The 25,103-nt window shown below is 69.1% G+C and carries 26 protein-coding genes, 1 tRNA gene and 1 pseudogene; 17 read left to right on the top strand and 11 right to left on the bottom strand.

Annotated features, from left to right (window positions below; genetic code table 11):
• Positions 1 to 547 precede the first annotated feature (547 nt).
• From ACFYW5_RS27730 to ACFYW5_RS27695, 8 genes are all read left to right on the top strand, one after another.
• Positions 548 to 847: a DUF1778 domain-containing protein gene (locus ACFYW5_RS27730; protein WP_389419801.1), complete on the top strand. Its 300-nt coding sequence runs from the start codon at positions 548 to 550 to the stop codon at positions 845 to 847.
• Entirely contained in the window at positions 844 to 1,233 is a 390-nt protein-coding gene (locus ACFYW5_RS27725; protein WP_389419800.1) for a fic family toxin-antitoxin system, toxin component, read from the top strand. The genes ACFYW5_RS27730 and ACFYW5_RS27725 overlap by 4 nt, the downstream gene beginning before the upstream one ends.
• Before the next feature lie 124 nt (positions 1,234 to 1,357).
• The gene (locus tag ACFYW5_RS27720; RefSeq protein WP_389419799.1) at positions 1,358 to 2,857 is read left to right on the top strand and encodes a DUF4246 domain-containing protein; all 1,500 of its coding nucleotides are present in this window, start codon (positions 1,358 to 1,360) and stop codon (positions 2,855 to 2,857) included.
• A 152-nt stretch (positions 2,858 to 3,009) separates the two neighbouring features.
• A complete protein-coding gene (locus ACFYW5_RS27715) occupies positions 3,010 to 3,447 on the top strand; it encodes an NfeD family protein (protein ID WP_389419798.1) in 438 nt (145 codons plus the stop codon).
• A gap of 29 nt (positions 3,448 to 3,476) precedes the next feature.
• On the top strand, positions 3,477 to 4,589 hold the full coding sequence (locus tag ACFYW5_RS27710) for an SPFH domain-containing protein (RefSeq protein WP_389419797.1): 1,113 nt from the start codon (positions 3,477 to 3,479) through the stop codon (positions 4,587 to 4,589).
• A gap of 127 nt (positions 4,590 to 4,716) precedes the next feature.
• A complete protein-coding gene (locus tag ACFYW5_RS27705) occupies positions 4,717 to 6,381 on the top strand; it encodes a RecQ family ATP-dependent DNA helicase (RefSeq protein ID WP_389419796.1) in 1,665 nt (554 codons plus the stop codon).
• A 48-nt stretch (positions 6,382 to 6,429) separates the two neighbouring features.
• Positions 6,430 to 6,921 carry a DUF2243 domain-containing protein gene (locus ACFYW5_RS27700; RefSeq protein WP_389419795.1) on the top strand — a complete coding sequence of 164 codons (492 nt, stop codon included), beginning with the start codon at positions 6,430 to 6,432 and terminating at the stop codon, positions 6,919 to 6,921.
• Entirely contained in the window at positions 6,918 to 7,805 is an 888-nt protein-coding gene (locus tag ACFYW5_RS27695; protein WP_389419794.1) for a cytochrome c oxidase assembly protein, read from the top strand. Before ACFYW5_RS27700 ends, ACFYW5_RS27695 begins: the two co-directional genes overlap by 4 nt.
• Before the next feature lie 285 nt (positions 7,806 to 8,090).
• Here ACFYW5_RS27695 and ACFYW5_RS27690 read toward each other — a convergent pair whose 3' ends face one another.
• Positions 8,091 to 8,360: a hypothetical protein gene (locus ACFYW5_RS27690; protein ID WP_389419793.1), complete on the bottom strand. Its 270-nt coding sequence runs from the start codon at positions 8,358 to 8,360 to the stop codon at positions 8,091 to 8,093.
• A gap of 121 nt (positions 8,361 to 8,481) precedes the next feature.
• Positions 8,482 to 9,102 carry a TetR/AcrR family transcriptional regulator gene (locus ACFYW5_RS27685; RefSeq protein WP_389419792.1) on the bottom strand — a complete coding sequence of 207 codons (621 nt, stop codon included), beginning with the start codon at positions 9,100 to 9,102 and terminating at the stop codon, positions 8,482 to 8,484.
• Positions 9,103 to 9,153: 51 nt separating this feature from the next.
• Here ACFYW5_RS27685 and ACFYW5_RS27680 point away from each other — a divergent pair, with 51 nt between their 5' ends.
• A complete protein-coding gene (locus ACFYW5_RS27680; protein ID WP_389419791.1) occupies positions 9,154 to 9,699 on the top strand; it encodes a GNAT family N-acetyltransferase in 546 nt (181 codons plus the stop codon).
• Between the two features lie 67 nt (positions 9,700 to 9,766).
• Here ACFYW5_RS27680 and ACFYW5_RS27675 read toward each other — a convergent pair whose 3' ends face one another.
• On the bottom strand, positions 9,767 to 10,696 hold the full coding sequence (locus ACFYW5_RS27675) for a GNAT family N-acetyltransferase (RefSeq protein ID WP_389419790.1): 930 nt from the start codon (positions 10,694 to 10,696) through the stop codon (positions 9,767 to 9,769).
• Between the two features lie 510 nt (positions 10,697 to 11,206).
• On the opposite strand from ACFYW5_RS27675, the gene ACFYW5_RS27670 reads away from it, so the two are divergent.
• Genes ACFYW5_RS27670 through ACFYW5_RS27660 form a run of 3 tightly spaced genes read left to right on the top strand, consistent with a single transcriptional unit; the run spans position 11,207 to position 13,637 of the window.
• Positions 11,207 to 12,016 (top strand): alpha/beta fold hydrolase, encoded by an 810-nt coding sequence (locus tag ACFYW5_RS27670; RefSeq protein ID WP_389419842.1) that lies wholly within the window; start codon positions 11,207 to 11,209, stop codon positions 12,014 to 12,016.
• Entirely contained in the window at positions 12,016 to 13,281 is a 1,266-nt protein-coding gene (locus tag ACFYW5_RS27665) for a PP2C family protein-serine/threonine phosphatase (RefSeq protein ID WP_389419841.1), read from the top strand. Before ACFYW5_RS27670 ends, ACFYW5_RS27665 begins: the two co-directional genes overlap by 1 nt.
• Complete coding sequence (locus ACFYW5_RS27660) at positions 13,278 to 13,637, top strand: STAS domain-containing protein (protein ID WP_389419789.1); 360 nt, start codon at positions 13,278 to 13,280, stop codon at positions 13,635 to 13,637. The genes ACFYW5_RS27665 and ACFYW5_RS27660 overlap by 4 nt, the downstream gene beginning before the upstream one ends.
• Positions 13,638 to 13,654: 17 nt before the next feature.
• Here ACFYW5_RS27660 and ACFYW5_RS27655 read toward each other — a convergent pair whose 3' ends face one another.
• Both ACFYW5_RS27655 and ACFYW5_RS27650 read right to left on the bottom strand, forming a co-directional pair.
• Positions 13,655 to 14,146, bottom strand: coding sequence for an SRPBCC family protein (locus ACFYW5_RS27655; protein WP_389419788.1), 492 nt, complete (start codon positions 14,144 to 14,146; stop codon positions 13,655 to 13,657).
• A gap of 161 nt (positions 14,147 to 14,307) precedes the next feature.
• Positions 14,308 to 15,378 carry a serine hydrolase domain-containing protein gene (locus ACFYW5_RS27650; RefSeq protein ID WP_389419787.1) on the bottom strand — a complete coding sequence of 357 codons (1,071 nt, stop codon included), beginning with the start codon at positions 15,376 to 15,378 and terminating at the stop codon, positions 14,308 to 14,310.
• Between the two features lie 229 nt (positions 15,379 to 15,607).
• Here ACFYW5_RS27650 and ACFYW5_RS27645 point away from each other — a divergent pair, with 229 nt between their 5' ends.
• Together ACFYW5_RS27645 and ACFYW5_RS27640 are read left to right on the top strand one after the other, a co-directional pair.
• Positions 15,608 to 16,066: a hypothetical protein gene (locus ACFYW5_RS27645; protein WP_389419786.1), complete on the top strand. Its 459-nt coding sequence runs from the start codon at positions 15,608 to 15,610 to the stop codon at positions 16,064 to 16,066.
• A gap of 186 nt (positions 16,067 to 16,252) precedes the next feature.
• A complete protein-coding gene (locus ACFYW5_RS27640) occupies positions 16,253 to 17,089 on the top strand; it encodes a class II glutamine amidotransferase (protein WP_389419785.1) in 837 nt (278 codons plus the stop codon).
• Positions 17,090 to 17,161: 72 nt separating this feature from the next.
• Here ACFYW5_RS27640 and ACFYW5_RS27635 read toward each other — a convergent pair whose 3' ends face one another.
• Positions 17,162 to 19,048 carry an RICIN domain-containing protein gene (locus tag ACFYW5_RS27635; protein WP_389419784.1) on the bottom strand — a complete coding sequence of 629 codons (1,887 nt, stop codon included), beginning with the start codon at positions 19,046 to 19,048 and terminating at the stop codon, positions 17,162 to 17,164.
• Positions 19,049 to 19,246: 198 nt separating this feature from the next.
• Between ACFYW5_RS27635 and ACFYW5_RS27630 the strand changes: the two genes are divergently transcribed.
• Entirely contained in the window at positions 19,247 to 19,885 is a 639-nt protein-coding gene (locus ACFYW5_RS27630; RefSeq protein ID WP_389419783.1) for a TetR family transcriptional regulator, read from the top strand.
• A gap of 73 nt (positions 19,886 to 19,958) precedes the next feature.
• On the opposite strand, the gene ACFYW5_RS27625 is transcribed toward ACFYW5_RS27630, so the two are convergent.
• The 4 genes and pseudogenes from ACFYW5_RS27625 to ACFYW5_RS27610 form a co-directional block, all read right to left on the bottom strand.
• Positions 19,959 to 20,032 (bottom strand) — tRNA-Met (locus ACFYW5_RS27625).
• A gap of 64 nt (positions 20,033 to 20,096) precedes the next feature.
• Positions 20,097 to 20,513, bottom strand: a complete 417-nt coding sequence (locus ACFYW5_RS27620) for a GNAT family N-acetyltransferase (protein ID WP_389419840.1) — start codon at positions 20,511 to 20,513, stop codon at positions 20,097 to 20,099.
• 208 nt (positions 20,514 to 20,721) lie between these two features.
• Positions 20,722 to 21,506: pseudogene (locus ACFYW5_RS27615) on the bottom strand (hypothetical protein).
• A gap of 98 nt (positions 21,507 to 21,604) precedes the next feature.
• Complete coding sequence (locus ACFYW5_RS27610) at positions 21,605 to 22,573, bottom strand: AraC family transcriptional regulator (protein ID WP_389419782.1); 969 nt, start codon at positions 22,571 to 22,573, stop codon at positions 21,605 to 21,607.
• A 137-nt stretch (positions 22,574 to 22,710) separates the two neighbouring features.
• Between ACFYW5_RS27610 and ACFYW5_RS27605 the strand changes: the two genes are divergently transcribed.
• Both ACFYW5_RS27605 and ACFYW5_RS27600 read left to right on the top strand, forming a co-directional pair.
• A complete protein-coding gene (locus ACFYW5_RS27605) occupies positions 22,711 to 23,007 on the top strand; it encodes a DUF1330 domain-containing protein (RefSeq protein WP_389419781.1) in 297 nt (98 codons plus the stop codon).
• Positions 23,008 to 23,125: 118 nt separating this feature from the next.
• Positions 23,126 to 23,641 carry a hypothetical protein gene (locus tag ACFYW5_RS27600; RefSeq protein ID WP_389419780.1) on the top strand — a complete coding sequence of 172 codons (516 nt, stop codon included), beginning with the start codon at positions 23,126 to 23,128 and terminating at the stop codon, positions 23,639 to 23,641.
• A 103-nt stretch (positions 23,642 to 23,744) separates the two neighbouring features.
• Here ACFYW5_RS27600 and ACFYW5_RS27595 read toward each other — a convergent pair whose 3' ends face one another.
• A complete protein-coding gene (locus ACFYW5_RS27595) occupies positions 23,745 to 25,046 on the bottom strand; it encodes a M28 family peptidase (RefSeq protein WP_389419779.1) in 1,302 nt (433 codons plus the stop codon).
• Positions 25,047 to 25,103 lie beyond the last annotated feature (57 nt).

The following is a 25,103-nucleotide window of genomic DNA, read 5'->3' as shown; positions in this document are numbered from 1 at the left end:
GACTCACCAGTACGGGCATATCGTAAAAATATGGTCAAAACGAAGAGCAAGTCCGAAGTGTACGTATGCCCGAGCTGCAAGAAGGACGTGCCGACCGTGCCCCATCGGCACAAGAGCCTCGGCGTGTTCGTTCCCGTGTGGGGTCCGGGCGCCTGCCAGAACCGTGACTGTCCCGATTTCCGGCTGGACCCGCACCGCAAGCACTCCTCGGCCCCGTAACGCGGTCGGCCCGTCCGGTCCGTTCTCAGCGGGGATGGCCCGGTCTGCTGGCTCTCGGGTGATGTGGGCGTAGAGGCGGAAGAGGGTCGGGCGAGCTTCGCCGCTGTCCCGTTCGTGCAGGGCCGCCCAGCAGCGGGCGATGAGTTCCCGGGCTTGGGTGCCTGGCCAGGGCTGCGCTCGGCGAGCCGGTGAGCCGGTCGAGGCGAGGCTGGGCGAGGCGGCTGAAGCGGTGGTAGCGGTCCGCGATCTGCTGCAACGGCCACAAAGTCTCCCCATGCCCGCCCGCGGGTCTGGCCCCCGGGACGGTACCGAAGGTACCATCGGTACCATGCCCCAGCCCAAAGCCATGAACCTGCGCTTTCCGGATCCGGCCCAGCGCGCCGCCATCGAGGCCGCTGCACGGCAGGCAGGGGTCAGCTTGCAGGAGTACATCCTGTCCGCCGCCTACGATCGCGCTACGGCCGTCGAGGCGCGCTTCCTTGATGCGTTCAAGGACTCGATGTCCCGCAGCGGCGACGCGTTCGCCGAGGCGGCCGGTTCAGCCGATCCGAGCGGGGAGCGGCGCGCTGCCGAGCAGGCTGCCCGACGTGAACTCGAAGGACAGCAGAAGCGGGGCAACGCAGCGTGACGCAGGACGAGCCGCTCCACCCGCTCGATGTGAGCTTCCTGTTGCACGCCGCCGAGCTGCTGCCCGGCGATCCCCAGGTGGACGATCTCGGGCCGCTGTACGCGGCGGTTGCCCGGGTCAATTCCCGGGCTCTGGAACACGACGTATACGGGTCGGTGTATCTCAAAGCGGCCGCGCTGCTGCAGACGCTGGTGAGACTGCCATGCCTGGAGCACTCCAACGAAGCGTTCGCCTGGCACTCCGCGGAGGCGTACCTCGCCTTGAACGGGTGTCACCTCACCTACCCGCCGAAGGAAGCGGTCGTCCTGGTCCGGGATGCCGCCACCGGTGCGTTGGGCGCAGGACTGCTCGCCCGTCGGCTGCGCGCATGGACCGCCTCTTCCTGACCTGAGGGCAGCCCGGGACCCATGCCCCGGGCGGCTCGCACGCACTACGGAGCCGGTGTCAGTGCGCTGAAGTATCCTTCCGGCCGCCGCACATCGACTGGGAGGACCAAGAGCCTTGACTGGCATGTCTGCTTTCCCGCTGCCCTTTCATGCTTCTCGTTCCATATCGTTCGCGACACCGCGAACGCTGCGGGAGTTGGAGATGATCCAGTGCAGCGCGCACATTCGGGCGAAGCCTGGGTGGTTCGACAAGATGAACGACGCCGACATCGTCGCCAGATGGACGCAAGAAGCGGTCGCCCAGGGCCTGACCGAAGCTCAGGTTCGTCACGTGCTGGCCGAACTCGCGCACTACGCCGCACTTCGGGACGGACGAACCGGCATCGAGGTGTCCGCCGTCGACGGGGTGTGGCAGTCGGACACACTGGTCGACGACGAGCTCAGATCGCGGCTGCGTGAGGCGGTTCGCGTTCTGGAAGAGGTTCCCGAGGCAGAAAAGGACTGGCATCCCGGATCCGACGGCCAGGTCCTGGATCTGGTTCATCCCTCGCTGTTCTGCCTGGTGCGCGGGGTGAGCGGAGCGCCCGAGCGAGCTTGGCAGAACCCGACGGACCGCTATTCGCGGTACGAATTCTCGGAGAAGTTCCAGTGGCTGCCCACGGACGTCGATGTCAGTGACGACGGCGATGCCGTCTTCCGTTCGTACGTCAACAACGTCCACCCCGAGAATCATCGCGAACTCGCCTGCGTCCTGCCGGACTTGTTCGCCCGCATGCGCCCCCTGTTCGAGAACGTGCTCACCGATCTGCGCCACCCGCGACCCTTGCGCATCGAGGCCGATCCTTACGGGTGGTACGACTCGAAGCCGGAGTACCCGAACAGACAGTCCTTCAGCGATGACGCGGCCTACCAGGAAGCCGTGCACGCCTGGGGGCAGGCCCACGACGACTGGTGGGAGAACCGCCGCCCGGTCATCCCGGACGCCCCGGCCTTCACCGCTCCCGAGGTGCCCGAGGAAGCCGCCCGAGTCGACCTGCGCGGTCGCCGTGTCCAGGTCATCGTCAAGCTCGCCACGATTCATCTCACGCCGGACAAACCCGAGTACGTCGGCGGTTCCTGGCATGTCGAGGGCATGATGAACGAGCGGATCGTCTCGACCTGCATCTTCTACTGGGACAGCGAGAACATCACCGAAAGCCGGCTGAGCTTCCGGGCGGCACTCGACGACCCCTCGTACGAGCAGAACGACGACGACGGTCTGCGTGAGGTGTACGGCCTGGAGGACGAGGACGCGCTGAACCAGATGCTGGGATCGGCCTCGACTCCCGCGGGCCGCTGCCTGGCCTTCCCGAACATCCTGCAGCACCGCGTCGGCTCGTTCCGTCTCGCGGACCCCACCCGGCCGGGGTATCGCAAGATCCTCGCGTTTTTCCTGGTCGACCCGTCGGCAGAGATCGTCTCCACCTCCGATGTGCCGCCGCAGCAGCCATGGTCAGACACCTCGACCATGACCTTGGAAGAGGCCAAGGGCTACCGCGACCAGCTCATGCAGGAGCGCAAGTACTTCATCGACGAACACAATGAGCAGCTCTACGAGCGGGAATTCTCCCTCTGCGAGCACTGAAGCTCCGCCCTCCTGAAGGCGAGGATCAGCCCTCCGAGGCGGCGAGGCAGGACCGCGGGGGCGGCGGATCGAATACAGCCGCTGCCGTGCCTGTCCTGTCGGGCGTCCCAAGAGGTAGTTTGGTGGACAAAGCCCTTAAGGAGGGCGATCCGATGCCGTGGTTCGTTTGGCTGCTCGCCGCCGCGGGGCTGGGCGTCGCGGAGTTCTTCACACTGACATTGGTTTTCGGTCTGATGGCCGGGGCCGCGCTGGTCGCCGCCGTCGTGGCCGGTGTGGGCGTCGGCCTGCTCGGCCAGCTCGTGGCGCTCGGAGTGACAGCGGCCGCGGGTCTCATCATCGCCCGCCCCATCGCGATGCGGCATCTGGCCGAGCAGCCCCTCACCCGCGACGGCAGCGACGCGCTGCTCGGCAGACGGGCCGAGGTCATTCAGGAGGTCACGGCGACGCACGGCCTGATCAAACTCGGCGGTGAGGAGTGGTCCGCGCGGGCCCTCGACGAGAGCCTGGTGATCCCGGTGGGAGCACTGGTGGAGGTGATGGAGATCGAGGGTGCTACAGCCGTCGTCTATCCCCGCGAGCTCCTTCCCTGAACGACTGAGCGCACACCAACGGAGGCACTGTGGATCCAGTCGTCATTCCCATCCTCGTGGCGGCCATCGTGGTCATCTTCCTGGTCGCCTCCTCGGTGCGGATCGTCCCGCAGGCACGTCGCTACAACATCGAGCGGTTCGGCCGCTATCGCCGTACGCTGCAACCCGGGCTGAACCTGGTCATACCGGTGGCGGACCGCATCAACACCAAACTGGATGTGCGCGAGCAGGTCTACTCCTCCGACCCCCGACCGGTGATCACCGAGGACAACCTCGTGGTGAACATCGACACCGTGCTCTACTACCAGATCACGGACCCGCGGGCGGCGGCCTACGAGGTCGCCGACTACCTGCAGGCGATCGACCAGCTCACCGTGACCACGCTGCGCAACGTCATCGGCAGCATGGACCTGGAGGAGACACTCACCTCGCGTGAGGAGATCAACTCCCGGCTCCGTGCCGTTCTCGACGACGCCACGGGCAAGTGGGGCATCCGCGTCAACCGTGTCGAGATCAAGGCCATCGATCCACCGCACACCATCAAGGAAGCGATGGAGAAGCAGATGCGGGCCGAGCGTGACAAGCGCGCGGCCATCCTGCACGCCGAAGGCGAACGGCAGGCCAAGATCCTCACTGCCGAAGGTACGAGGCAGAAGGACATCCTCGAGGCACAGGGCGCCCAGCAAGCCATGATCCTTCGGGCCGACGGCGAGGCGAAGGCAGTGGAGCTCGTCTTCCAGGCCGTCCACCGCAACAACGCCGATCCCAAGATCCTGGCCTACAAGTACCTCGAGACGCTTCCCCACCTGGCGAGCAGTGACAACAACACGTTCTGGGTGATCCCCGGTGAGCTGACGGAGGCAGTCCGGACCGTCACCAGCGCATTCGGGAACCAGGCGGCGACGGGCACTCCGCCACCCCCTGCCCAGCCCGAGGGACAGGCGGCCGCCGACACCGATGGCACGTCCCAGCCCACCCGGAGTCCGGAACTCGAGGCAAGTTCCACGATCTTGCTCGACGCTGCCGCAGCCGCAGACGAGGCGGGAAAACAGGCTGTCGCCGCGGTGAATGACGCCAAGGCCGAGGCCGAGGCCGCGAAGTCGCCCCAGATGCCGCACCGGGGGGAGCCTTCCGGCAGCTGAAGGCCCCGCGGCCCAGGTCCCGGGCGCACCGCATGCCCCTGCCCCACTCCCCACCGCATCGCGGCGGGCCCCGGAGGGTACCCGGGCCGGATCCGCTGGAGTACCGGGCCTGAAGGGGAACGCCACGATGGGCATGCACGATCGGATCGCCGAGCTGCGCCGCGCAGCCCGGGAACGGTTCGGGTGGAACGACCTGGCCGCCGAGCAGACGGAGGCGATGCAGGCACTGCTCGACGGCCGCGACGTACTGGTCGTCATGCCCACCGGTTCCGGCAAGTCGGCGATCTACCAGGTGCCGACCCTCCTGCTCGGCGGCCCAGCTGTCATCGTGTCGCCGCTGATCGCCCTCCAGCGTGACCAGGTCACCGGGCTGCAGGAGAGCGCGGCACCGGACGCCGTGGCCGTGAACTCCGCACAGCCGCGGTCGGCCACGGACGAGGCCTGGCGGGCCATCCGGGACGGCGATGCCGAATACCTGTTCCTCTCCCCCGAGCAGCTCGCTAAAGACGGGGTGGTCGAGCAGCTGCGGGACCTGGGGCCCTCGCTGTTCGTCGTCGACGAAGCGCACTGCGTATCCGCCTGGGGACACGACTTCCGTCCCGACTACCTGAACCTGGGCGAGGTAGCCGAGCGGCTGGGCCGCCCGCCGGTCCTCGCCCTGACGGCGACCGCTGCCGCCCCGGTCAGAACGGACATCATCGAGCACCTGCACATGCGCGACACCCACGTCGTCACGACCGGGACCGACCGGCCCACCATCCATCTGGCCGTGCGCACCTTCACCGACGACCCCGCCAAACGCGAGGCCGTCGCACGCTGGACCGCCGGCGAGCGCGGCCCCGGCATCCTGTACACCGCCACCCGCAAGGACGCCGAGACGTACGCGGAGCGACTCCGGCAGGACGGCGTGGACGCCGAGGCCTACCATGCGGGCCTGAGGGCAGCCGACCGCCGCCGGATCCACGACGGCTTCATGGCCGGCGCTCCCTCCGTGGTGGTGGCCACCTCCGCGTTCGGGATGGGCATCGACAAGCCGGACGTACGGTTCGTCGCCCACGCGTCCGTCCCGGAGTCGCTGGACTCCTACTACCAGGAGATCGGGCGCGCCGGCCGGGACGGGGAACCGGCCCAGGCCGTGCTGTTCTACCGCCCCGAGGACCTGGGCCTGCAGAAGTTCCTCACGGCCCGGGCCCTGGACGACGAGGCGCTGCGCCTGATCATGGCCACGCTGCTCGGCCAGGAGGCCCCGCAGAGCCGCAGCCGGACGGCGCAGCTGTGCGGCCTGTCGCGCCGCAAGACCAGCGATCTGCTGAACCTGCTGGAAGAGGCGGGAGCGGTCACCGTCGAGGGCAGACGCCGCACGGTCCGGGCGCTGCCCGGCCACACGGCGGACGAGGCCGCCGCAGGGGCGGCGCAGGTGTTCGAGCGGCGGCGGCGCATCGACCGCTCGCGCATCGAGATGATGCGCGGCTACGCGGAGGCACCGGCCTGCCGCCGCCAGTACCTGCTGGGCTACTTCGGCGAGCAGCTGGACGCCCCGTGCGGGCGGTGCGACGGGTGCGACCGCGAGGACGAGCGCCCCGCCACCCGATCCGGACAGCAGGACGCCGCTCCCTCGCCCGGGCACGACGGTCCCTATGAACCGAACGAGCGGGTGTGCCACACGGAGTGGGGCGCGGGCACGGTGATGCGCACGGAGGACGACCGCCTCGTCGTGCTGTTTGAGCAGGTCGGCTACAAGACGCTGTCCCTGACCGCGATACAGGAGGGCGACTTGCTGACCAGCGCTTGAGGCGTACGGCAACCGTGCCGAGCGGCAGCTCGCCAGGAAGGAAGAGCCATGAGGGACTCCGTCCGGTCCGGCACCGCACCGGGCACCGGCCTCGCGGCCCGCAGGTCCATGGCCGTCTGCGCGCTGATCGGGGCGGCGGTCATGGCCTCGGTCGACGAGATCGTCTTCCATCAGATCCTGGGCTGGCACCATTTCTACGATCGCTCCACCTCCGGCGTCGGCCTGCTGTCCGACGGACTGCTGCACACCGCCGAACTGCTCGCCCTGGTGGCCGGGTTCTTCCTCTACGCCGACCTGCGCCGCCGCAGGGCCCTGGCGTCGGCCCACGCGTGGTCCGGGTTCTTCCTCGGCCTGGGAATCTTCCAGCTGTTCGACGGAATCGTGGACCACAAACTGCTGCGCCTGCATCAGATCCGCTACGGCGTCGACGTCACGCCGTACGACTGGGCATGGAACATCACCGGGCTGGTCCTGCTGCTCATCGGCGTGCTCCTGGCCCTTCGCGCGGGCCGCCGCAGCGGTGCCGGACCGGCATCGTGACCTTCGCGCACGTCCACCCCGACCCGGGCGCCGGCCCGGTGCCGGCCGAGTCGCTCCCCGCCGTGGCCGCGCTGCTGGTGGCCCTGGCGTACCTGCTGGCCGCGGGGCGGCTGCGGCGTCGCGGGGATGCCTGGCCTCGGTGGCGGGACGTGTCGTTCACCGCCGCGGGCGTCGGTACGGCCTGGGCGGCATGGGGAGCTCTGCCGGGCGGACCGTTCACCGGGCACATGATCCAGCACCTCCTCATCGGCATGGCCGCCCCGCTGCTGTTCGTCGTCGCCCGCCCCCTCACCCTCGCCCTGCGAGCCCTCGGTCCCGGCCCCGCACGACGCGCTCTGCTGCTTCTCACGCGTTCTCGTCTTGTCGGCTGGCTCGTCTTCCCTCCGCTGGCAGCCCTCCTCGACGTGGGCGGCATGTGGCTGCTCCTCCGCACCGAGCTGTTCGCGGCCATGCGGCACGAGCCCTTGCTGCACGGCGTGGTGCACGCGCACATGCTGGCGGCGGGGCTCCTGTTCACCTTCGCCGTGTGCCAGCTCGATCCGGTACGCCGACGGTGGAGTGTCGCCGTACGCGGTGCCACCTTGCTCACCGCCGGCACCGCGCACGCGGTGCTCGCCAAGACGCTGTACGCACTGCCGCCGCCCGGCACCGACTTCACCCCCGCTGACCTGCACAGCGGAGCCCAATGGATGTACTACGGCGGCGACTTGGCGGACGCGGCCTTGGCGGTGGTGCTGGGGGTGGGCTGGTACACGGCCGCCGGACGGGCCCGCGCCCGTCGCATCCGCCAGGAGTTCACTGGGCCCTCTCACCGCCCTCGTCGACAGTACCCGCGGCGCCGTACGCAAGACCATGGGCAAGGACGGCAGGTGTCATTCCCTTGATGCCCCGGATGTCCCTAATAGTGCGACGCCACCACAACGTAGAAGCATGCCAATACAGCGACTACGCCCATAAAGGCTGTGGCGAGCACCGCACAGCCGATCACTCCTATGGTCCCGCCGATCGCAGCCCAACCGAACCGTGAGGCGCGTTCGGTCTGTTGGACTGCGTCGTGGTAGTCGCCGTCCTCGTACCAGCCGCGGTCAACCATGATCACCCCCTCCGCGGCCCTACCGCCCGGTCACGCCACGCAGTTGAGCCCGTGGGCATTGATAGAACAGTCCGGGTCACCTTCGTCCAGGCCGTGGAGCAGACCGGCCGGGGTCCAGCATGGTGAGGCAGCCCTGCTCGAAGAACGTGTACTCCAGCACGCTGTAGCCAACCGCCCCGGATCCGTCCTCGGCCAGGAGGACCACGCCTTGCTCGCACCAGCGCCGGATGCCCTCGCGTCGCCTGGCGTCGCCTCCTGCCGCGATGGGATCGGTCACCGCCAGCCCGGTCCAGTCCGAAGCATCCGCGCGGCGCACCGCCACTCCGCCTGGGTTCTCGAGATTCATAGGTGCATCGTGGCACCCGCGTGGGCTGCGTGTTGACCCGATAAGCCGGGCGAGGTCCGGGCCCCTTCAGTCGCGCCGCGGCCATCAGCCCCGGGGCCGTCAGACGGGTTGCGGTGGGCCGTCACGATCGTGGGGAGCGCCTGTCCCTGGAGTGATCACGGGCCGTCAGCGAGGCCAGGTAGGCATCGAGGAGCTGGATCTGCCGCTGCGGCGGGAACCCCGCCGGGGCGAACAGTGCCTGCACCACCAGGCCCAGTACGAAGGACTGGGCGCCGGCCGCGATGTCCGCGGGGTCGCCCGGGGGCAGTTCGCCCAGCTCTTGGGCCGCGATGACGCGCTCGGTGAGCCTGTCGCGGCTTGCGGCGTACCGGCGGGCGTGGTCGGCGCTCAGGTCGGGGTCGGCGAGCGCGGCATCCCAGGACGACACCCAGATCCGGTTGCTGTCGGTGGCCTCGGGAGTCAGCGGCAGGATGTCCAGCAGCGCATCCCTGAAGGCGGCGTATCCTCTGCCCGAGTCCCGGCGGGGGCGGGCGAGGGTGCGCTGTTCGAGCAGGTCGAGGGCGTACTCCACCAGGGCGCGCTTGGTGGGGAAGTAGTGCGTGAGCAGACCGGTGGTCGCCCCGAGTTCGGCGGCGACGGTGCGCAGGGTCAGGCCGGCGAAGCCGCGTGCGGCCATGACCTGCCAGACCGCCTCGGAGACATCGCGTCGGCGTGCCTCGTGATCTCCCTTGGTGCGTGGCATGTCACCACGGTACATTTCCACAACACTTGTTATGCAAATGGGGAGGTCCTCATGTTCTCGCTGCCGCTGCGCGACGACGCCCGCCTCGGCCCGCTGGAGGTCTGGCACGCCGAAGAATTCGCCGCCCACCTCGACCGCGCGCGTGAGCACATCCGGCCCTGGGTCGGGCCGTCCTTCGTCACGGACGACGTGGCCGGGGCGCGCGCCACGCTGCGGCGGTACGCGGAACGCCACGCGGATGACGGCGCCCGCCTGTACGGCATCCGGCGGGACGGAGTCCTGGTCGGCGGCGTGATGTTCACCGCCTTCGACGCCGCGGCCGGTTCGTGCGAGGTCGGCTGCTGGCTGGCCGCGGAGGGCCAGGGTCTGGTCACGCCGGCGTGCCGGGCACTGCTGGACTGGGCGTTCACCTCCCGGGGACTGCACCGTGCCGAGTGGCACTGCCGGGCTGACAACGAACGCAGCTCGGCGGTGGCCAAGCGGCTCGGCATGACGCTCGAAGGAGTGCGCCGCGAGGCATGGCCCTACGAGGGCACGCGCTACGACAAGCAGCTCTGGGCCGTCCTTGCCACGGAATGGCGAGCCCTGAGCCGATGACCGGAGTTCGTCCGCCTCGGGGTCGCCATTGCGGAACAAGGGGCGGCCCCGAGCGGGCAGGCTCGCTTCACCCCGAGGTGGGTGCAGGTTCGTCGTCCCAGGCCATGGAGCACATCCGCCAGCCGGCCGGGGTCCGCAGGTACTGGGTGGTTTTGTGGCCGCGGCCCTCGAAGCGTTCTCCGTGCCGGAACCCGGACTTGCCGTACACACTGAACCGGTGGGCGACGGATCCGAACATCTCGGTCCGCTCGGAGATCTCCCACTCCGAGAATTCCGTCAGCGTGCCGTCGGTGAGCATCTTCTGTCGCGGCTCGATGAACGCGTCGAGGTCCATGACGGAGGGCTCGCCCCCGACGTTCGAGATGATCCTCCCCTCCGGCACGAACAGGTGACGGATGACTTCCAGATCGGGCTGCCTCCCGTCGGTATTGGTGAAGGAGGCCATGAACAGGCCCATCAGGCGGTCGAGTTCGACCTGGACGCGGGCCCTCGGCTCGTTCTGGCCCTGCACCGGCGGCCACTCATGGGACAGCACCGCCCAGACTTCGCTGTCCTGCCGTACGCCGCGGGCGGATCCGCGCTCACGGAGTACGCCGTCCCTGGTCATGCCCAGTCGGCGGGCGGCGACGATGCTGCGCACGTCGTCTGCGGTGACCCACCACTCGACGCGGCTCATCCCCCGTTCGGCGAATGCCCAGTCGATCAGCGCCCGGCCTGCCCGGGTCTCAAGATCGTGGTCCTGCGCGGCCTGCTCCGGCCGGCAGCTGATCTCACACACTCCGGTGAGGGTGTCGAAGCAGGCGAAGACAGCAGCGCCGACGAGGACGCCTTCTCGCCATATCCCATACAAACGCCCCGTGCCGGAGGCCAGTTGGTCGGCGTATCGCCGGCGGTAAGTCTCCACGGGGTCGAGATCGGTCCGTGCGGCTAGTTCCGGTGCCTGCCAGGGCTCCAGGGGGCGGAGTTCAGCGTCGTCACCGAGCGCGAGAGTGAACATGGGCGGTCGGCCCTCCAAGTCCTCGTGGCGCGTCGGCAAGGGGCGCCTGCACGCATATACATAACAACTGTTGGGTGATTCAGGCTAGCAGTCGGCCTGGCCCGCGGTCGTCGACCGGAAAGTGACTGCTGGGGGGATCGGGCAGCTGCGCTACATCACCGGCGGGTGCCGGGGAGGAGGTCTGCTGCCGTACAGGACTCGATCACGTCGGGGGGCGGTCACGCCGTAGCCGCCACCGACTCCGAACAGCGCCTCCGCCCGCCGCGCAATGGCGCCCGCCACGCCTGCGCCTCCCCCACCACGACCGGCGCCCCCGGGCCTCGCCGACCGTCATCCGGGCCGGCCCCAGCGCCTTCCGTGACAACCCTCCCCGGGCCTGCCGACCAAGTGAGCCTCGCCGACCATCCCGGCACTGCCGTCACCCCGCGTCCCGCGGCGCCAGCCGGAGACCGCCGACCCGCCTGTGCCGCTGCAATCCTCGAAGCCATGTGGTCTGCGAGGATGTCCCGTATGGACGTTCGGATCAGGAACCATGTGACAGTGACCGGGCGAACCGGCGCGCCGGTGGTGGTGCTGGCGCACGGTTTCGGGTGCGACCAGAACATGTGGCGTCTGGTGGCACCGGCACTGGAGCGCGATTTCACCGTGGTCCTCTTCGATCATGTGGGCTCCGGGAATTCGCACCTGGCGGCCTGGAGCCCGGACCGCTACGGGTCGATGGACGGATACGCCGACGATGTGCTGGAGGTATGCCGGGATCTCGCGCTGGGTCCGGTCACGTTCGTGGGTCATTCGGTGAGCGCGATGATGGGCGTGCTGGCAGCCGCTCGCGAGCCGGAGGCGTTCGCCGGGCTGGTGCTCCTCGCCCCGTCCCCCTGCTTCATCGACGATCCGGCCACGGGCTACCGGGGCGGTTTCAGCTCCGCCGACATCGACGAGCTGCTCGAGTCGCTGGACGCGAACTATCTCGGCTGGTCGGGCGCGATGGCCCCGGTGATCATGGGAAACCCGGAGCGGCCCGAACTGGGTGAGGAGCTGACCAACAGCTTCTGCCGAACGGACCCGGAGATCGCGCGGGTCTTCGCCCGGGTGACGTTCCTGTCCGACAACCGCTCCGACCTCGCGGCGGTGCGGGTGCCCACGCTGATCGCCCAGTGCTCCCGTGACGCGATCGCCCCGCCCGAGGTGGGCGCGTTCGTCCACGCCCAGATTCCGGGAAGCCGGCTGATCACCCTGAACGCCACGGGGCACTGCCCCCAGCTCGCCGCCCCGGAAGAGACCGCCGAGGCGATCGCCGCGTTCGTGAAGGCCACCCGATGATGTGCGCCACCGGCGAGGGCGCCGAGAACAGCGATCCGGACGACGACCCGGGCGCGGCGGACGAGGCGGCCCGGTTCTCGGCACTGCTGGAGGACAGTGCCGAGGACCTGTATGAACACGCCCCCTGCGGCTATCTGTCAACGCTGCTGGACGGCCGGATCGCCAAGGTCAACACCACGCTGCTGAACTGGCTGGGCTACGAGCGAGGCGAGCTGGTGGGCCGCCTGGCCTTCTCCGATCTCCTGACCGTCGGCGGCCGGCTCTACCACGAGACCCATTTCGCCCCGCTGCTGCGGATGCAGGGCGAGGTCAGCGGTGTCGCGCTGGAACTGAAGGCGGCCGACGGCTCCCGGCTGCCCGTCATGGTCACCTCGACGGTCAAGACCAGCAGTGACGGACAGCCCCTGCTGATCCGCACCACCCTCTTCGACGCCCGCGACCGCCGCGCCTACGAGGCGGAACTGCTGCGCGCCCGTCAGGAAGCCGAACGCGAACGCAACCGTCTGCTGCAGCTGAACAACACCCTCCAGCAGACCTTGCTGCCCCCCGTACTGGCGAACGTGCCCGGCCTGGACGTCGCCGCGCACTACCACATCGCCTCCGTCGACGAGGTCGGCGGCGACTTCTACGACCTGTTCCCCCTCGCCGCCGGCACCTGGGGCATGTTCCTGGGCGATGTGTGCGGCAAGGGCGCCGCCGCGGCAGTCATCACCTCCCTGGCCCGCTACACCCTGCGCGCGGCCGCCGTGTACGACCCGGATCCGGCCGCCGTCCTCGGCAACCTCAACACGGTCCTCAACCACGAGTACTCCGGCACCGACCCCCGCTTCTGCACGGTCATCTTCAGCCTGCTCACCCCCGACCTCCACCAGGGCGGCTTCAGGATCGTCCTGGCCAGCGGCGGGCACCCTCCGGCCCTGCTGATGCGCGCCGACGGCACCGCCGACTACCTGCCCACCCCCGGTGGGCAGCTCATCGGCGTCCTGCCCGACGCCCACATCGCCACCACCACCGTCCACCTCGCCCCCGGTGACACCTTGCTCCTGTACACCGACGGCCTCACCGAAGCCCACACCGGCGCGGGCGACGAGGACCGGTACGGAGACGACGCTCTCCTCGCCTTCGGCCGCGACCTCGCCCCCACGACGGCGTCGGACACCATCGGAGCAGTCCGCGAGCTGCTCACCACCTTCGGCACCGGCGTGGAAGACGACACCGCCGTCCTCGCGGTCCACGTGCCCCGAACCACCAGTGAGCAGCCGTGACCAAGCACCTGACCCTGCGCACCGGCACCACCGCCACCGGAGCGGTCCTGGAACTCGCCGGGGAGCTGGACCACCACACGGCAGCCGAGGTGCGTGCCGCCCTCGCAGAGCTCGAACTGCGTGCGGGGCAGCAGCTGGTCCTCGATCTGGCGGGGGTCACGTGCTGCGACTCCAGCGGCATCACCGTCCTGATCGCCGCCCGCAACCACGCCTTGGCCGCCGACGCGACGATCGCGTTGGCCGCGGTTCCCGAGCGCGTCTGCCGGATCTTCCGCCTCGTGGGCCTGGAACAGGTCTTCCCTGTCCATCCCAGCGCCCAGGCCGCCGAAGACGCGTGGCACCCCAGCTCGAGCTGACCGATCACCTGCCAGGCTCAGACCAGGGACTCGAAGTACGCCTTCTGCGCGGGGTAGTAGTCCGCGAAGTCGGGCCGCGGCTCGTCCTTGCGGGCGGCGGTGAGCATGTCCAGGTAGTACTCCCAGCCGGGGCCGGTGTCGCCGAGGTGCTCGGTGGAGGCGAGGTGGTGGATCAGCCGGAGTTCGGTGATGCCGGCAGCTTCGGCCAGCAGCAGTTCCATCGACCAGGTTCCGGCCTCGTCCTCCATCAAGATCGCGAGGCGGTGCGGTGGTTCGCAGGCTTCGATCCGCAAGGGGCACCAGGGCACCGACTTCTCGAACACCATCTGCACATCGATGGTGCGGCCGGGCCCCGCCTCGCCGCGCCACGGGCCGAACCAGCGGGCGGTGCGCTCCGGCTCGGTGACACTCGCCCACACGTCGTCGACGGAGGCACGGTAGGTGCGGGTGAAGATCAGATCGTGCCCCGTCGGGGTGGAGATGAGTTGTGCGGTGGGCTCAAGGGGCATGCCGTGTCCTCCTCGGAGTTGCTGCAAAGGGTGCGGATCATGGGCGGGCTCGACTCGATCGCGCTCCCGCCGAGTGCGGTGGACTTCGGTCTCCCATGCCCGCAGACGCTGCGTCCAATCGACAACCGCGGTGCCGAAATGGGCGATGGAGTTCAGCCACCTCACTCAGTTCGTCCTCGCTCTTCCGCGCGGACACGGTCCGCGACACCCAGTGTCAGCGCCTCCGCCTGCTCCTCCAGGTTCCATCTCCCCTCGCGGTAGGCGTGGTTGCTGATCCAGAACACGAGGACGCCGTCGCGCAGGGAGCGGCTCAAAAGTCCCAGGGACCAGTCGTTACCGCCGTCGTGCCAAGCGACGGGGCCGTCCGGGGTGTCGCCTACGGTCCACCCGTATCCGTACGAGCTGTCCGACCCGGGCTCCTTGACGCGGGGTTCGAAGAGCTTGTCCCTGGCGTGCGCCGGCAGGACGTCATCCCCCAGGAGCGCGCGGTGCCAACGGAACATGTCCTCGGCGTTGGAGAGCATGCCGCCGTTGCCGCGCAGGTTCCAGTACGGCCCGTCGGCGGCCCAGGGATGGTCGAAGGGCCTGCCCTGACTGCGCCCCTCACTGTCGTACTCCACGGCGACCAGGTGCCGCGACCGACGGGGCAGCACGTATCCGGTCTGTTCCATTCCGGCCGGGCCGAACAGGTGCCGGGCCAGGAAGCGTTCGTACGTCTCCCCCGACGCCTCCTCCACGATCACGGCGAGCAGGCTGTAGCCGGTGTTGGAATAGTGGAACTCCTTGCCCGGGACGGACCGCAGCTTCGACGACAGGGCTCCGCGTATCAACTCCGCACGCGACACGGGGTCGTAGTCATCACCGAGACCCTCGACGAGACCCGACGTGTGCGTGAGCAGGTGCTCGACCGTGATGTCGCGCTTGTCGGCGGGCATCTGCCGCTCGTGCCCGAGGAACCGGCTGATCGGATCGCTCACCCGGAGCCGGCCCATCGCCTCCAGCTTCACGATCGCGGCCGCGGTGAACTGCTTCGTCATCGACATGACGTCGTACAAGGTCCCGCAGCTCGCAGGCGTGCCGGCGGCCCGGTCGGCCGCCCCGAATCCGCCGCAGTACGCGAGCCGGTCGCCGTGGGCGGCGATCACGGTGCCACTCGGCCCGGCGGGCAGCGTACGGCGGAGGAAGTCGGCGACCGACTCACCGGGCCGGGTCTGGGAAGCCGGAGTGCCCACCGCCGACGGCCCGTCACCGGACTCGACGGAGCACCCCCCGAGCAAGAGCAGAGCAGCGACGGCAGTCGCGATCGTCCTACGGCGGCGGCGAGACAGAGTCGTACCCACATGACCTCCAACGTCGTTGATCCGCCCCGACGTTCGCCGCCCCTTTCCCCGTTCGCCAAGCCATGATGGTGTTCGAGCTTGTGCGAGCTCATGTACGTCCAGGTCAAACAGGGGGATCACGATGACCACAGCACCACCCACACCGGTCGACACCGACGCGGCCGCCTTCGTGGCGGCGCTCGGCCGCCTCAAGGCGTGGTCGGGCCTCAGCTACCGCCAGCTGGAACGCCGTGCCGCGCAGGCGGGGCACACCCTGCCCTACTCCACGGCGGCGACCATGCTCGGCCGGGACCGGCTGCCGCGTGCGGAGTTGGTCGCCGCGTTCGTGGCGGCATGCGGGCTGCGGGCCGATCAGGCGGAGGCGTGGCTGGACGCACGGATGACCATCGCGTACGGCGGACAACTCGTCGCCGAGACCACATCGGCGGCGCGGAACAGGGGCCTTCGGCGGCCTCGTTGGGCGCTCGCCGGGGTCCTGGCGCTGGCCGCCGCACTCCTCGGCGGGATGCTGGCGGCCGGTGCCGTCACCGAGGACGTGGAGGACGACACGCGGACGTCGCTCCGACTGCCGCGTTCCTGACCAGCAGCCGTATGCGGCGTCCAGGTCTCTCAGGACGTCCGGGCCAGTGGCCGGTCCGCCCGTATGGCGGTGTGCCGCGAGGGGGGCGAAAATGGGGCTGAGCGGATAAGAGGCTGACGATCAGCGGAGACGGCGGCGCCCAGGGCGGGACACGGCGAGCTGCCCTGAGAACGCAGGTGATCACTCATGTGCCGATGGCTCGCCTATTCGGGAACACCCCTGCTTCTCGACAGCATCCTCTACCGGCCGGTCCACTCGCTGATCGACCAGAGCCTCCACTCCAGACTGGGCGTCGAGACGACGAACGGCGACGGTGCGGGCATCGGGTGGTACGCGCAGGAGGACATCGGCACCCCCGCCTTGTACCGGGACATCGGCCCCGCCTGGAACAACCGCAACCTGAGGGAGATCGCCACACATGTCCGCTCCCCGCTGTTCTTCACCCACATACGGGCGTCCACCGGCAGCGCGGTGCAGCAGACGAACTGCCACCCCTTCCGGCACGGCCGCTGGATGTGGATGCACAACGGTGCCATCGCGGACTTCCCGCTCATGCGTCGCGATCTGTCCCTGCTCGTCGCCCCCGCGCTCTACTCCGCCATCGAGGGAACGACGGACTCGGAGCTGATGTTCTACCTGGCGCTCACCTTCGGTCTGGACGAGGACCCGCCGACCGCGGTGGCCCGGATGGCGGGAGTGGTCGAGCGCAGCGGCCGGGAGCACGGCGTGGAGTTCCCGCTGCAGATGACGATCGCCGTGACCGACGGCGATCGCGTGTGGGCCTTCCGCTACTCGAGTCAGGGCGCTTCCCGGTCGTTGTTCTACAGCACCCGCGTGGACGCGCTGCGCAAGCTGCACCCGGATGTGGCGTTCCTCCAGGACGTGTCCGACGAGACCCGCCTCATCGTGTCCGAACCCCTCGGTGACCTGCCGGGTGCCTGGAACGAGGTGCCCGAGAGCACCTACGGCGTCGTACGCGGCGGAGCCGGCGAGATGTACCCCTTCACCCCGGAACCGGCGTGAGGCGAGAAGGCGCGGGCGGGGCCCGGGAGTTGGTGCCGGGCCCCGCTGTTGCTCTGTGCCGACGGGAGCGGGTCAGCTGCTCAGGGCGAACTTCTGGGCGTTGGAGCTGTCGCAGGGCTGCTGGGACACGCGGGCGCCGTTCGCGGTGGAACCGTTGTCGACGGCGAGGCACTTGCCGCTGTGGCGGGCGACGAAGCGGTACTGACCGCTGGTGCCGGTGGCTTCGGGGCGCCACTGCTGGTTGGTGCTGCCGAAGGACGTCCACAGGTGGACCTTGGTGCCGTTGGCTGTGGCTCCGGGGCCGCCGTCGACGTCCCAGACACGGTTGTTGAACTGGTTGACGACCTGGTAGTAGCCGTCACTGGTGGGTCGTAGCTGCCACTTCTGGTTGGTGCCGGTGCCGCATGCCCACTGCTGCAGGGCGGTGCCGTCGCCGGTGCCCCAGTCGGCTGCGTCGAGGCAGGCGTTGCTGCCCGCGTTGACGACGCGGTACCAGGCGGCCGGGTCGATGGGCCCGTTGGGGTCCGGGCCGATGGTGCCTCCGGTCCAGGTGAGGGTGGCTATGGCGCCGGCCGGGAGGGTGTAGGCGAGGGTCTTGCCGCCTTCGGTCAGCGAGAACCGCTGGGAGGTGGTGGCGGTGTTGACGACGAAGGTGGCGAAGGAGTTGTCGGGGTTCTGGAAGGTGACGTTCTGCACGCCGCCGGAACCCTGGCTGGTGGAGCCGACGCGGGTGGCGCCGGGCTTGATGAACTTGGTGACGTGGCCGAGGACGTAGTACTCGGCGTTGCGGGTCACGTTGCCATTCGCGATCTCGACGACGCCGTTGCAGCGGTTGGTGCAGTGGCCCTGGTGGGGGCCGCCGTTCTGGTCGAGGGCGAGGTTCCAGTTGATGACGGTCTCACCCCCGTGGCGCATGTTCTGCACGACGAGGTTCTCGGAGTGCCAGCGCAGGGTGTCGGCGAAGGTGGTCGCGGGGTTCGTGCTGTCGGTGCCGGAGCACTCGGTGAAGAAGACCCGCTTTCCGGCGTTGACGACTTGCTGCTGGGCCGAGGGGGCGCCGCCGTAGCAGTGGAAGGCCGCGCCGATGACGCGCTGGATGCCCTGCGTGGAGTTGAAGACCTCGAGGGGGTAGTTCGGGTGATCCCAGTTGTGGTCGTAGGCGAGGATGTTGGTCGGGAGCCCGTTGGCGGTCAGGGTCTGGTCGAGGACCTTCACGAACGCGGCCTGCTCGGCCGACGTCATCGACATCGACGGGTAACTGGTCGCGAACTCGGGCTCGTTCTGGACGGTGAGGTCGCGCAGGGTGATGCCCTGCTGGCCGTACGCCTTGATCGCCTTGACCAGGTAGTCGGCGTACGCCTGGTAGTGGTCGGCCTTGAGGCTTCCGCCGTTGAGGGAGTTGCCGGTCTTCATCCAGGCCGGGGGCGACCACGGGGAGCCCATGAAGCGGATGGCCGGGTTGTGGGCGGTGGCCTGCTTGAGGACGGGGATGATCTCCTGCTGGTCGCGGCCGATGGAGAACGAGCCCTTGGTGTCCTCGTAGGTGTAGAAGCCGCCGGAGTTGAAGTCGGTGCTGCCCAGCGGCTGGCGCAGGTAGTTCAGCCCGATGCCCTCGGTGGTGGAGAACAGCGACTTCATCAGGTCGGCGCGCTTGTCTGCGGGCAGGCCCTGGATGAGGTGGGCGGAGGCTTCGGTGACCGAGGCGCCGGCGCCGGTGAACTTCTGGCCCTTGGCTGCGGCGTCGACCCGGATGTCGATGGGCTGGACGGAGCTGTTGAAGGGGACGGTCTCGGCGGCGAGCTTCCTGGATCCGTCGGCCGTGGTGACCCAGACCTGGGCGGTGGGGTCGGCGGCCTGGGCGGTGCCGCCGGCTGCGGCGAGGCCGGAGACGGCGAGTATCAGGGCCGCGCCTGCGGCGCGGGCCCTGCCGGCTGTTCGGGCTGTTCGGACGGACGACACGGGCGGCTCTCCTTCGGTGTGGGGTGACCTGATACGGGGAGGTGGTGCACCGGCCTGAGCCGGAAGTGCGGCGCGTCGTCGTGATGACGGCGACATGAAAGCACACCTGCTAAGTACTTAGTAAGTGGTCTGAGTCACAGTCTTCGCGGGCCTTTTGAAGGTTGATCACGGCAAGCGCACCGGCCCTATGCTGGAACGGTGAGTAACCAGTCGGTAAGCGGGACGAACCGCAAAACGCAGCCGCGCACTCCCCGCAGCGCGGAGGCCAAGCAGCGCCAGCAGGACATCCTGCGGATCGCGATGGACACGTTCGCCGCCCGCGGATACAACAACGCCTCGCTGCAGGAGATCGCCGACCGGGCCGGGCTCACCCAGGCGGGTGTCCTGCATTACTTCCGTACCAAGGCCCAGTTGCTGACCAGCGTGCTGGAGTTGCGCGACGCGAGCGACATCGAGCAGCTCGGCAGCGAGCGCCCGCGCGGACTGGCCTTCCTGCGGCACCTGGTCGACACGGTCTCCCGCAATGCCGAGCGCGAGGGAATCGTCCGGCTGTACGCGGTGCTGTCCGCGGAGAGCGTCACGGAGGGCCATCCCGCGCAGGAGTTCTTCCGCACGCGGTACGAGGGCCTGCGCGCGATGGTGGTCGAGGCCCTCAAGGAGGCATGTGAACTCGGCGAGATCCGCGACGGTACGGCCGTGGAGGACACGGCCAACGCGATCATCGCCGTCATGGACGGGCTGCAGGTGCAGTGGCTGCTGGCGCCGGACCGCGTGGACATGGCCGCCTCCACCGACCGCGCCATCACCGGGCTCCTGGCGGGGCTGACGACACGCTGAGTGTCCGCGGACCGCACATGTGCCGATCATGCGACAGGGCCCGGATCCAATGGATCCGGGCCCTGTGCGGTAGTAGCGGGGACAGGATTTGAACCTGCGACCTCTGGGTTATGAGCCCAGCGAGCTACCGAGCTGCTCCACCCCGCGTCGGTGAACACCACCCTACGCCATCACCGGGGCACTCATGACCACGGGGCCGCGCCGGCGCAGGTCAGGCTTGCGCAGCGATGCTCGCCCCCGGCGGGCGCACCATGAAGACGTCGACCGGGTCCTGCGCCTCCACGACGAATCCGTGCCGGTCGTAGAGTCGGCGGGCGGCGCTGCCCTGCAGGACGTTCAACGCCACGGTCAGGCCCTGCGCGTCGGTACCCTCCAGCACCGCGCGCAAGACGGCGGACCCGAGACCTCGGCCCTGGTGGTGCGGAGCGAGGTAGAAGTGCTCCAGCCACTGCCTGCCTTCGGCGGGGCGAAGCGTGAGGCATCCCGCACATTCGCTGTCGACCATGATGATCGACGTGTGCCGAGCGGAGAAGGCATCGCGCAGCCTCTGCCGCACCCGGTGCTCGTCGTAGCGGCCGAGGCGTTCCAGATCCGCACGCATGACCACGGCCCGCAATTCCGCGATCATCTCCACGTCCGCAGCCGCCGCGGAACGCAGTGCCCACCCTGCGCCGGGTGCCGACATGGCCCGTACGCGCACCGCCCCATCCGCTCTCGTCCCCGTGCCCATGCCCCCTGCGTCCATGGACGGAGTATCTCAGCCCGCTTGCGACGCAAGGGGCCGCAGGCCACACGGGAGTCCGGCGTGACCTGGGCGAAGAACACCTGGGCGGCGGCTACTTCAAGGTCACGGCGTCCCCGGCGGACACGACCCGTGCGGTCGTGGTGGTGCCGGGGAAGTACCAGCGCCAGCTTCCGGCCGCGGTGGCGATGACCTTGGTGCTGAGCTTCCCGACGTCGCCGGTCTTCACGGTCTTGACCGTGCTGTAGTGGGCGGCACCGCTTTTCCTGAACTGCAGCTTCACCTCCTGCCCGGCGAAGCCGTGGTACTTCAGGTCCTCCCAGTTGGCCCGGGACAGTTGCCGGTGACAGTGAGGTGAGCTCCCTTGGCCACGGGCTCGGGTGCGGCGTTCGTGGTGAGCTTGGACGCGCGCTTCATCTTGAACTCGGCGATGTGGTCGGAGATCCAGTAGTCACCGTCGTTGGCCTTGACAGTGGCGTTGACCTGCCAGACGCCCGCCGTGCGGTTGACGTTCTCGGGCACGCTGCCCGGGAGCCAGCCCGGAGCGATCGCCATCGTGGCCGTGCAGACGGACGTGGTGGAACTCTTCTTCTCGCACCGGGTGTCCACCCAGTCGCTGAAGCCCCAGCCGTTCGTCTTGTTGAACACGCTGACGTCCGACAGGCCCTTCACTCCGGAGTCGTCCCGGATCGTGATGGCGATCGGGTACGTGACACGCGCCGATGTTCCGATGATGACGCTGTTCCCGCTGTTCACCACCGTCTTGGTGACCCGGATGTCCCCCCGGCCCTCCGCATGCGCTCCCGCCGCGGCCAGCAGCGTCAGAACTGCCGACCCACTCACCGTGATCCAGGCGGCCCTGGCCGTTCTGCCTCGCATGATTCCTCCCCTGTGATGTGGGGAGCGAGGTTACACAGCCGGCCGGGCTGTCTCCGCACAAGGGTTCGCCTGACGGCCGAGGGCGCTGTGCCGGGGAGCTACGGTGCGACGGACGCCTCGTCGGTGACCACACGCGGTGGTCCGTTCGGGGTGCGGCGGAAGCGGCCGGGGGCGAGGCCGTGCTGGCGTTTGAAGGCATTGGCGAAGGCGAACTCGGAGGTGTAACCGACCTGGGCGGCGACGGCCGACAGCGGCGCCTGGGTGTCGCGCAGAATCCGGGCCGCACTGCTCAGCCGCCACCAGGTGAGGTAGGCCATCGGTGCCCGGCCGACGAGTTGGGTGAAGCGCCGTGCCAGAGCCGTTCTCGACAAGCCGACCTCGCGGGCGAGTTCATGGACGGTCCAGGGGTGCGCGGGTCGGCGGTGCAGGTGGTTGAGTGCTGCGGCGACCGCCGGATCGGCCAGCGCGGCGCACCAGCCGGCCGACCGCCCTACAGCGGACTCCTCCTCCAGCCAGGCGCGCAGCACGTGCACCAGGAGCAGGTCCAGCAGCGCCGGGAGTGCCGCGTCCGCTCCCGGCTTGCCGTGCGCGAGGTCGGCAGCCAGCAGTTCGACCACCGCGGCCAGTGCCGGATGCCGGTCGGGCCCCGCGGGCAGGTGGACGACCTCGGGCAGCGCGCGCAGGAAGGGGTGCACCTGACCCCGGTCGATCCGGTACGCGCCGCACAGCAGGACGGTCCCGCCCGCGGCCATCGCATCGCCCTGCCCCAGCAGGTGAGTTGAGCCGGTCTCGGGTTCCGGGTCGAGCGGCAGCAGTGCCGCCTCGCGGTCTGCCCCGCTGCTCATCCCGTGCACCGCGCCATGGGGAAGGAACACGACATCCCCCGCACTCAGCAGCGTCGCCGCGCCCTCAGGAGGCAGCAGCCAGCAACTGCCCCGCAGAACGATGTGAAACCCGGCGCCCGGATACGGGCCGAAACGGTTGCCCCACTCCCCCTCGCGGTGGGAGAGGCGGAACCTGGCCCGGCCCACCCGCATCGTGGCAATCACATCGCTGACGACGTCCATGCGTCGATTCTACGACTTCGTCCCAGCGGTGGGACGCACACGCATGTTCTGGGCGCGATGACGCATAGGAAGGCCCACTGGGTCTCCGTACGGTGGAGAACGACCCCACATCCACGCCCGAACGGAAAGCAGCTGCCATGACCGCTTACGTCGTCATCGACCTTGACGTGACCAACCCCACCGCCTTCCAGGAGTACATCGACGGCGTCACCCCCCTCATCGAAGCCGCCGGTGCCCGCAACCTCCTGATCGACGACAACCCAGTCGTACTGGAAGGCGATTGGACGCCCGCGACGCTCGTGCTCCACGAATTCCCCTCCCGAGCGGCACTGCAGACGTTCTGGGACTCCCCCGAGTACCAGCCCCTCAAGGCACTGCGCCGCACCTCCTCCACGGTCAAGGTCGTCGCCGGAGAGAGCCCCGAGGCCCCCTGAGGCAGGGGCGTCCGTTTTGCCCTCTGGCGAACGCGCGTAGAGCGCGGGCACCATGCTTCCCGCACCACCTGCACAGCCACCCCCCAGGAATCATGGCCCACCGCAGGAAGGTCCCCACATGAAGGTCATCAAGGCCTTGAAGCTCCGCTCACTGCTGACCGCGCTCACCCTGGTCGTCGCCCCCGGCGCCGCGGTACTCGGTACCGCGGGCGACGCCTTCGCCGTCACGAAGATCAGTCACTCCACCGCGACCTCGATGTTCTCGCAGGTCGGCATCACGTGGTCGTCGTCCGGCAACTGCTCCAACCGCAACAACCCCACCTGCACGTCCTTCGAGCAACTCAACCTTGCCACCGCCCAGGGAGCCCAGACCCTCAAACGGGCCAGTGGCTGCGCCCTGAACATCACCGGCGGCACCGAGACCGGACACGCCTCCGGCACCTACTCGCACTGGAACGGCTACAAGCTCGACTACAGCAAGTACACCTGCATCGGCAACTACATCAAGAACACCTTCACCTACATCGGCGTGCGCGGAGACGGCGCCCCGCAGTGGCGTTCCGGCTCCGGGAACATCTACGCCGACGAGGGCAACCACTGGGACGTCCTGTACTACAACTGCGGCGGCTGCTGACCCGCCTCGGGGGGGGGGGGGGGGGGGGGGGGGGGGGGGGGGGGCGGGCCCCCCCCCCCCCCCCCCCCCCCCCCCCCCCCCCCCCGGATCAGCGCTGCGAGGGTCAGGCGAAGGTCAGCTTGAAGCCGGAGATGTAGCCGGTGTCGTAGGTGGCCCGGTCCTGGACGCGCAGGCTCCAGGAGCCGTTGGCGACCTCTGCCGAGGCGTTGACGGTGTAGGTGGTCCGGACGTTGTCGGCGGAGTCGGAGGAGGAGAACGGCTTCAGGTTGTAGACCGTGCCGTCGGGAGCGACGAGGTCCACGACGAGGTCACCGCGATAGGTGTGGACGATGTCCACGCCCACGGCGAGGTTGCTGGGCGCGTTGCCCGGGATGCCGGTGACGTTGACGGACGAGGTCACCGCGGCGCCGTTGTCCGGGACGGACACGTCGGAGGTGTTCTCGAAGACCGTGCCCGGCGGGGTCGTCGTGCCGGACGACAGGCTCCAGACGGCGTGGGCGATGGCGTCGCTGTTGCGGTTCAGGGCCGTGTCGTTGATGTTGGCTGTCGTGTCGCACGACGAGTGGTAGCAGCGGTCGAAGGCGGTGGCGGTGCCGCCCCACTTCTGCACCTGCGCGGAGGTCTTGGTGCGGCTGGCCCCGGTGAACAGCCCGCCGACGGGTATGCCGACGTTCTTGAAGGAGGCGTGGTCGGAGCGGCCGTCGCCCTCGGTCTCGATCTCGGTGGGGACACCGATGCCGGTGAAGTAGTCCTTGAAGGTCTTCTCGATCGCCGGGTCGTCGTCGTAGACGAAGTAGCCCGGGTTGGGTGAGCCGATCATGTCGAAGTTCAGGTAGCCGCTGATCTTCGCGCGGTCGGTGGACGCCAGGTTGTTGACGTAGTACTTCGAGCCGACGAGTCCGAGCTCCTCGGCGCCCCACCAGGCGAACCGCAGGTGCTTGGAGGGCTGGTATCCGGACCGTGCGACGGCCAGCGCGGTCTCCAGGATCGCCGCCGAGCCCGAGCCGTTGTCGTTGATGCCGGGGCCGGAGGCCACCGAGTCGAGGTGCGAGCCGGCCATGACGACCTGGTTCGCGTCGCCGCCCGGCCAGTCGGCGATCAGGTTGTAGCCGGTGGCGCCGCTCGTGGTGAACTGCTGGATTCTCGTGGTGTACCCGGCGGCGTCCAGTTTCGCCTTCACGAAGTCGATCGACGCCTTGTAGCCGGCCCGGCCGTGGGCGCGGTTGCCTCCGTTGGCCGTGGCGATCGACTGGAGATCGGCGAGGTGCTGCTTGACGTTGGCGATCGGGATGTCGGGCGCGGCGGCGTCCTCTTGGGCGGTGGCTGCCGGGACGGCTCCGGCGAGCAGCCCGGTGAGGGCGATACCGGCCACTGCGAGGGCACGCTGACGAGCGGAGAGGTTCATGTGGGGGCTCCGTGATTCCGAACTGAGGATGGGTTGCGGAACGTGCGAAACGTCCCG

The organism is Streptomyces sp. NPDC002779, assembly GCF_042888685.1.
In the GTDB taxonomy this organism is placed as follows: Bacteria; Actinomycetota; Actinomycetes; order Streptomycetales; family Streptomycetaceae; genus Streptomyces.
Note: the sequence above shows the minus strand (reverse complement) of the source record. Positions and strands in the feature narration are given on the sequence as shown.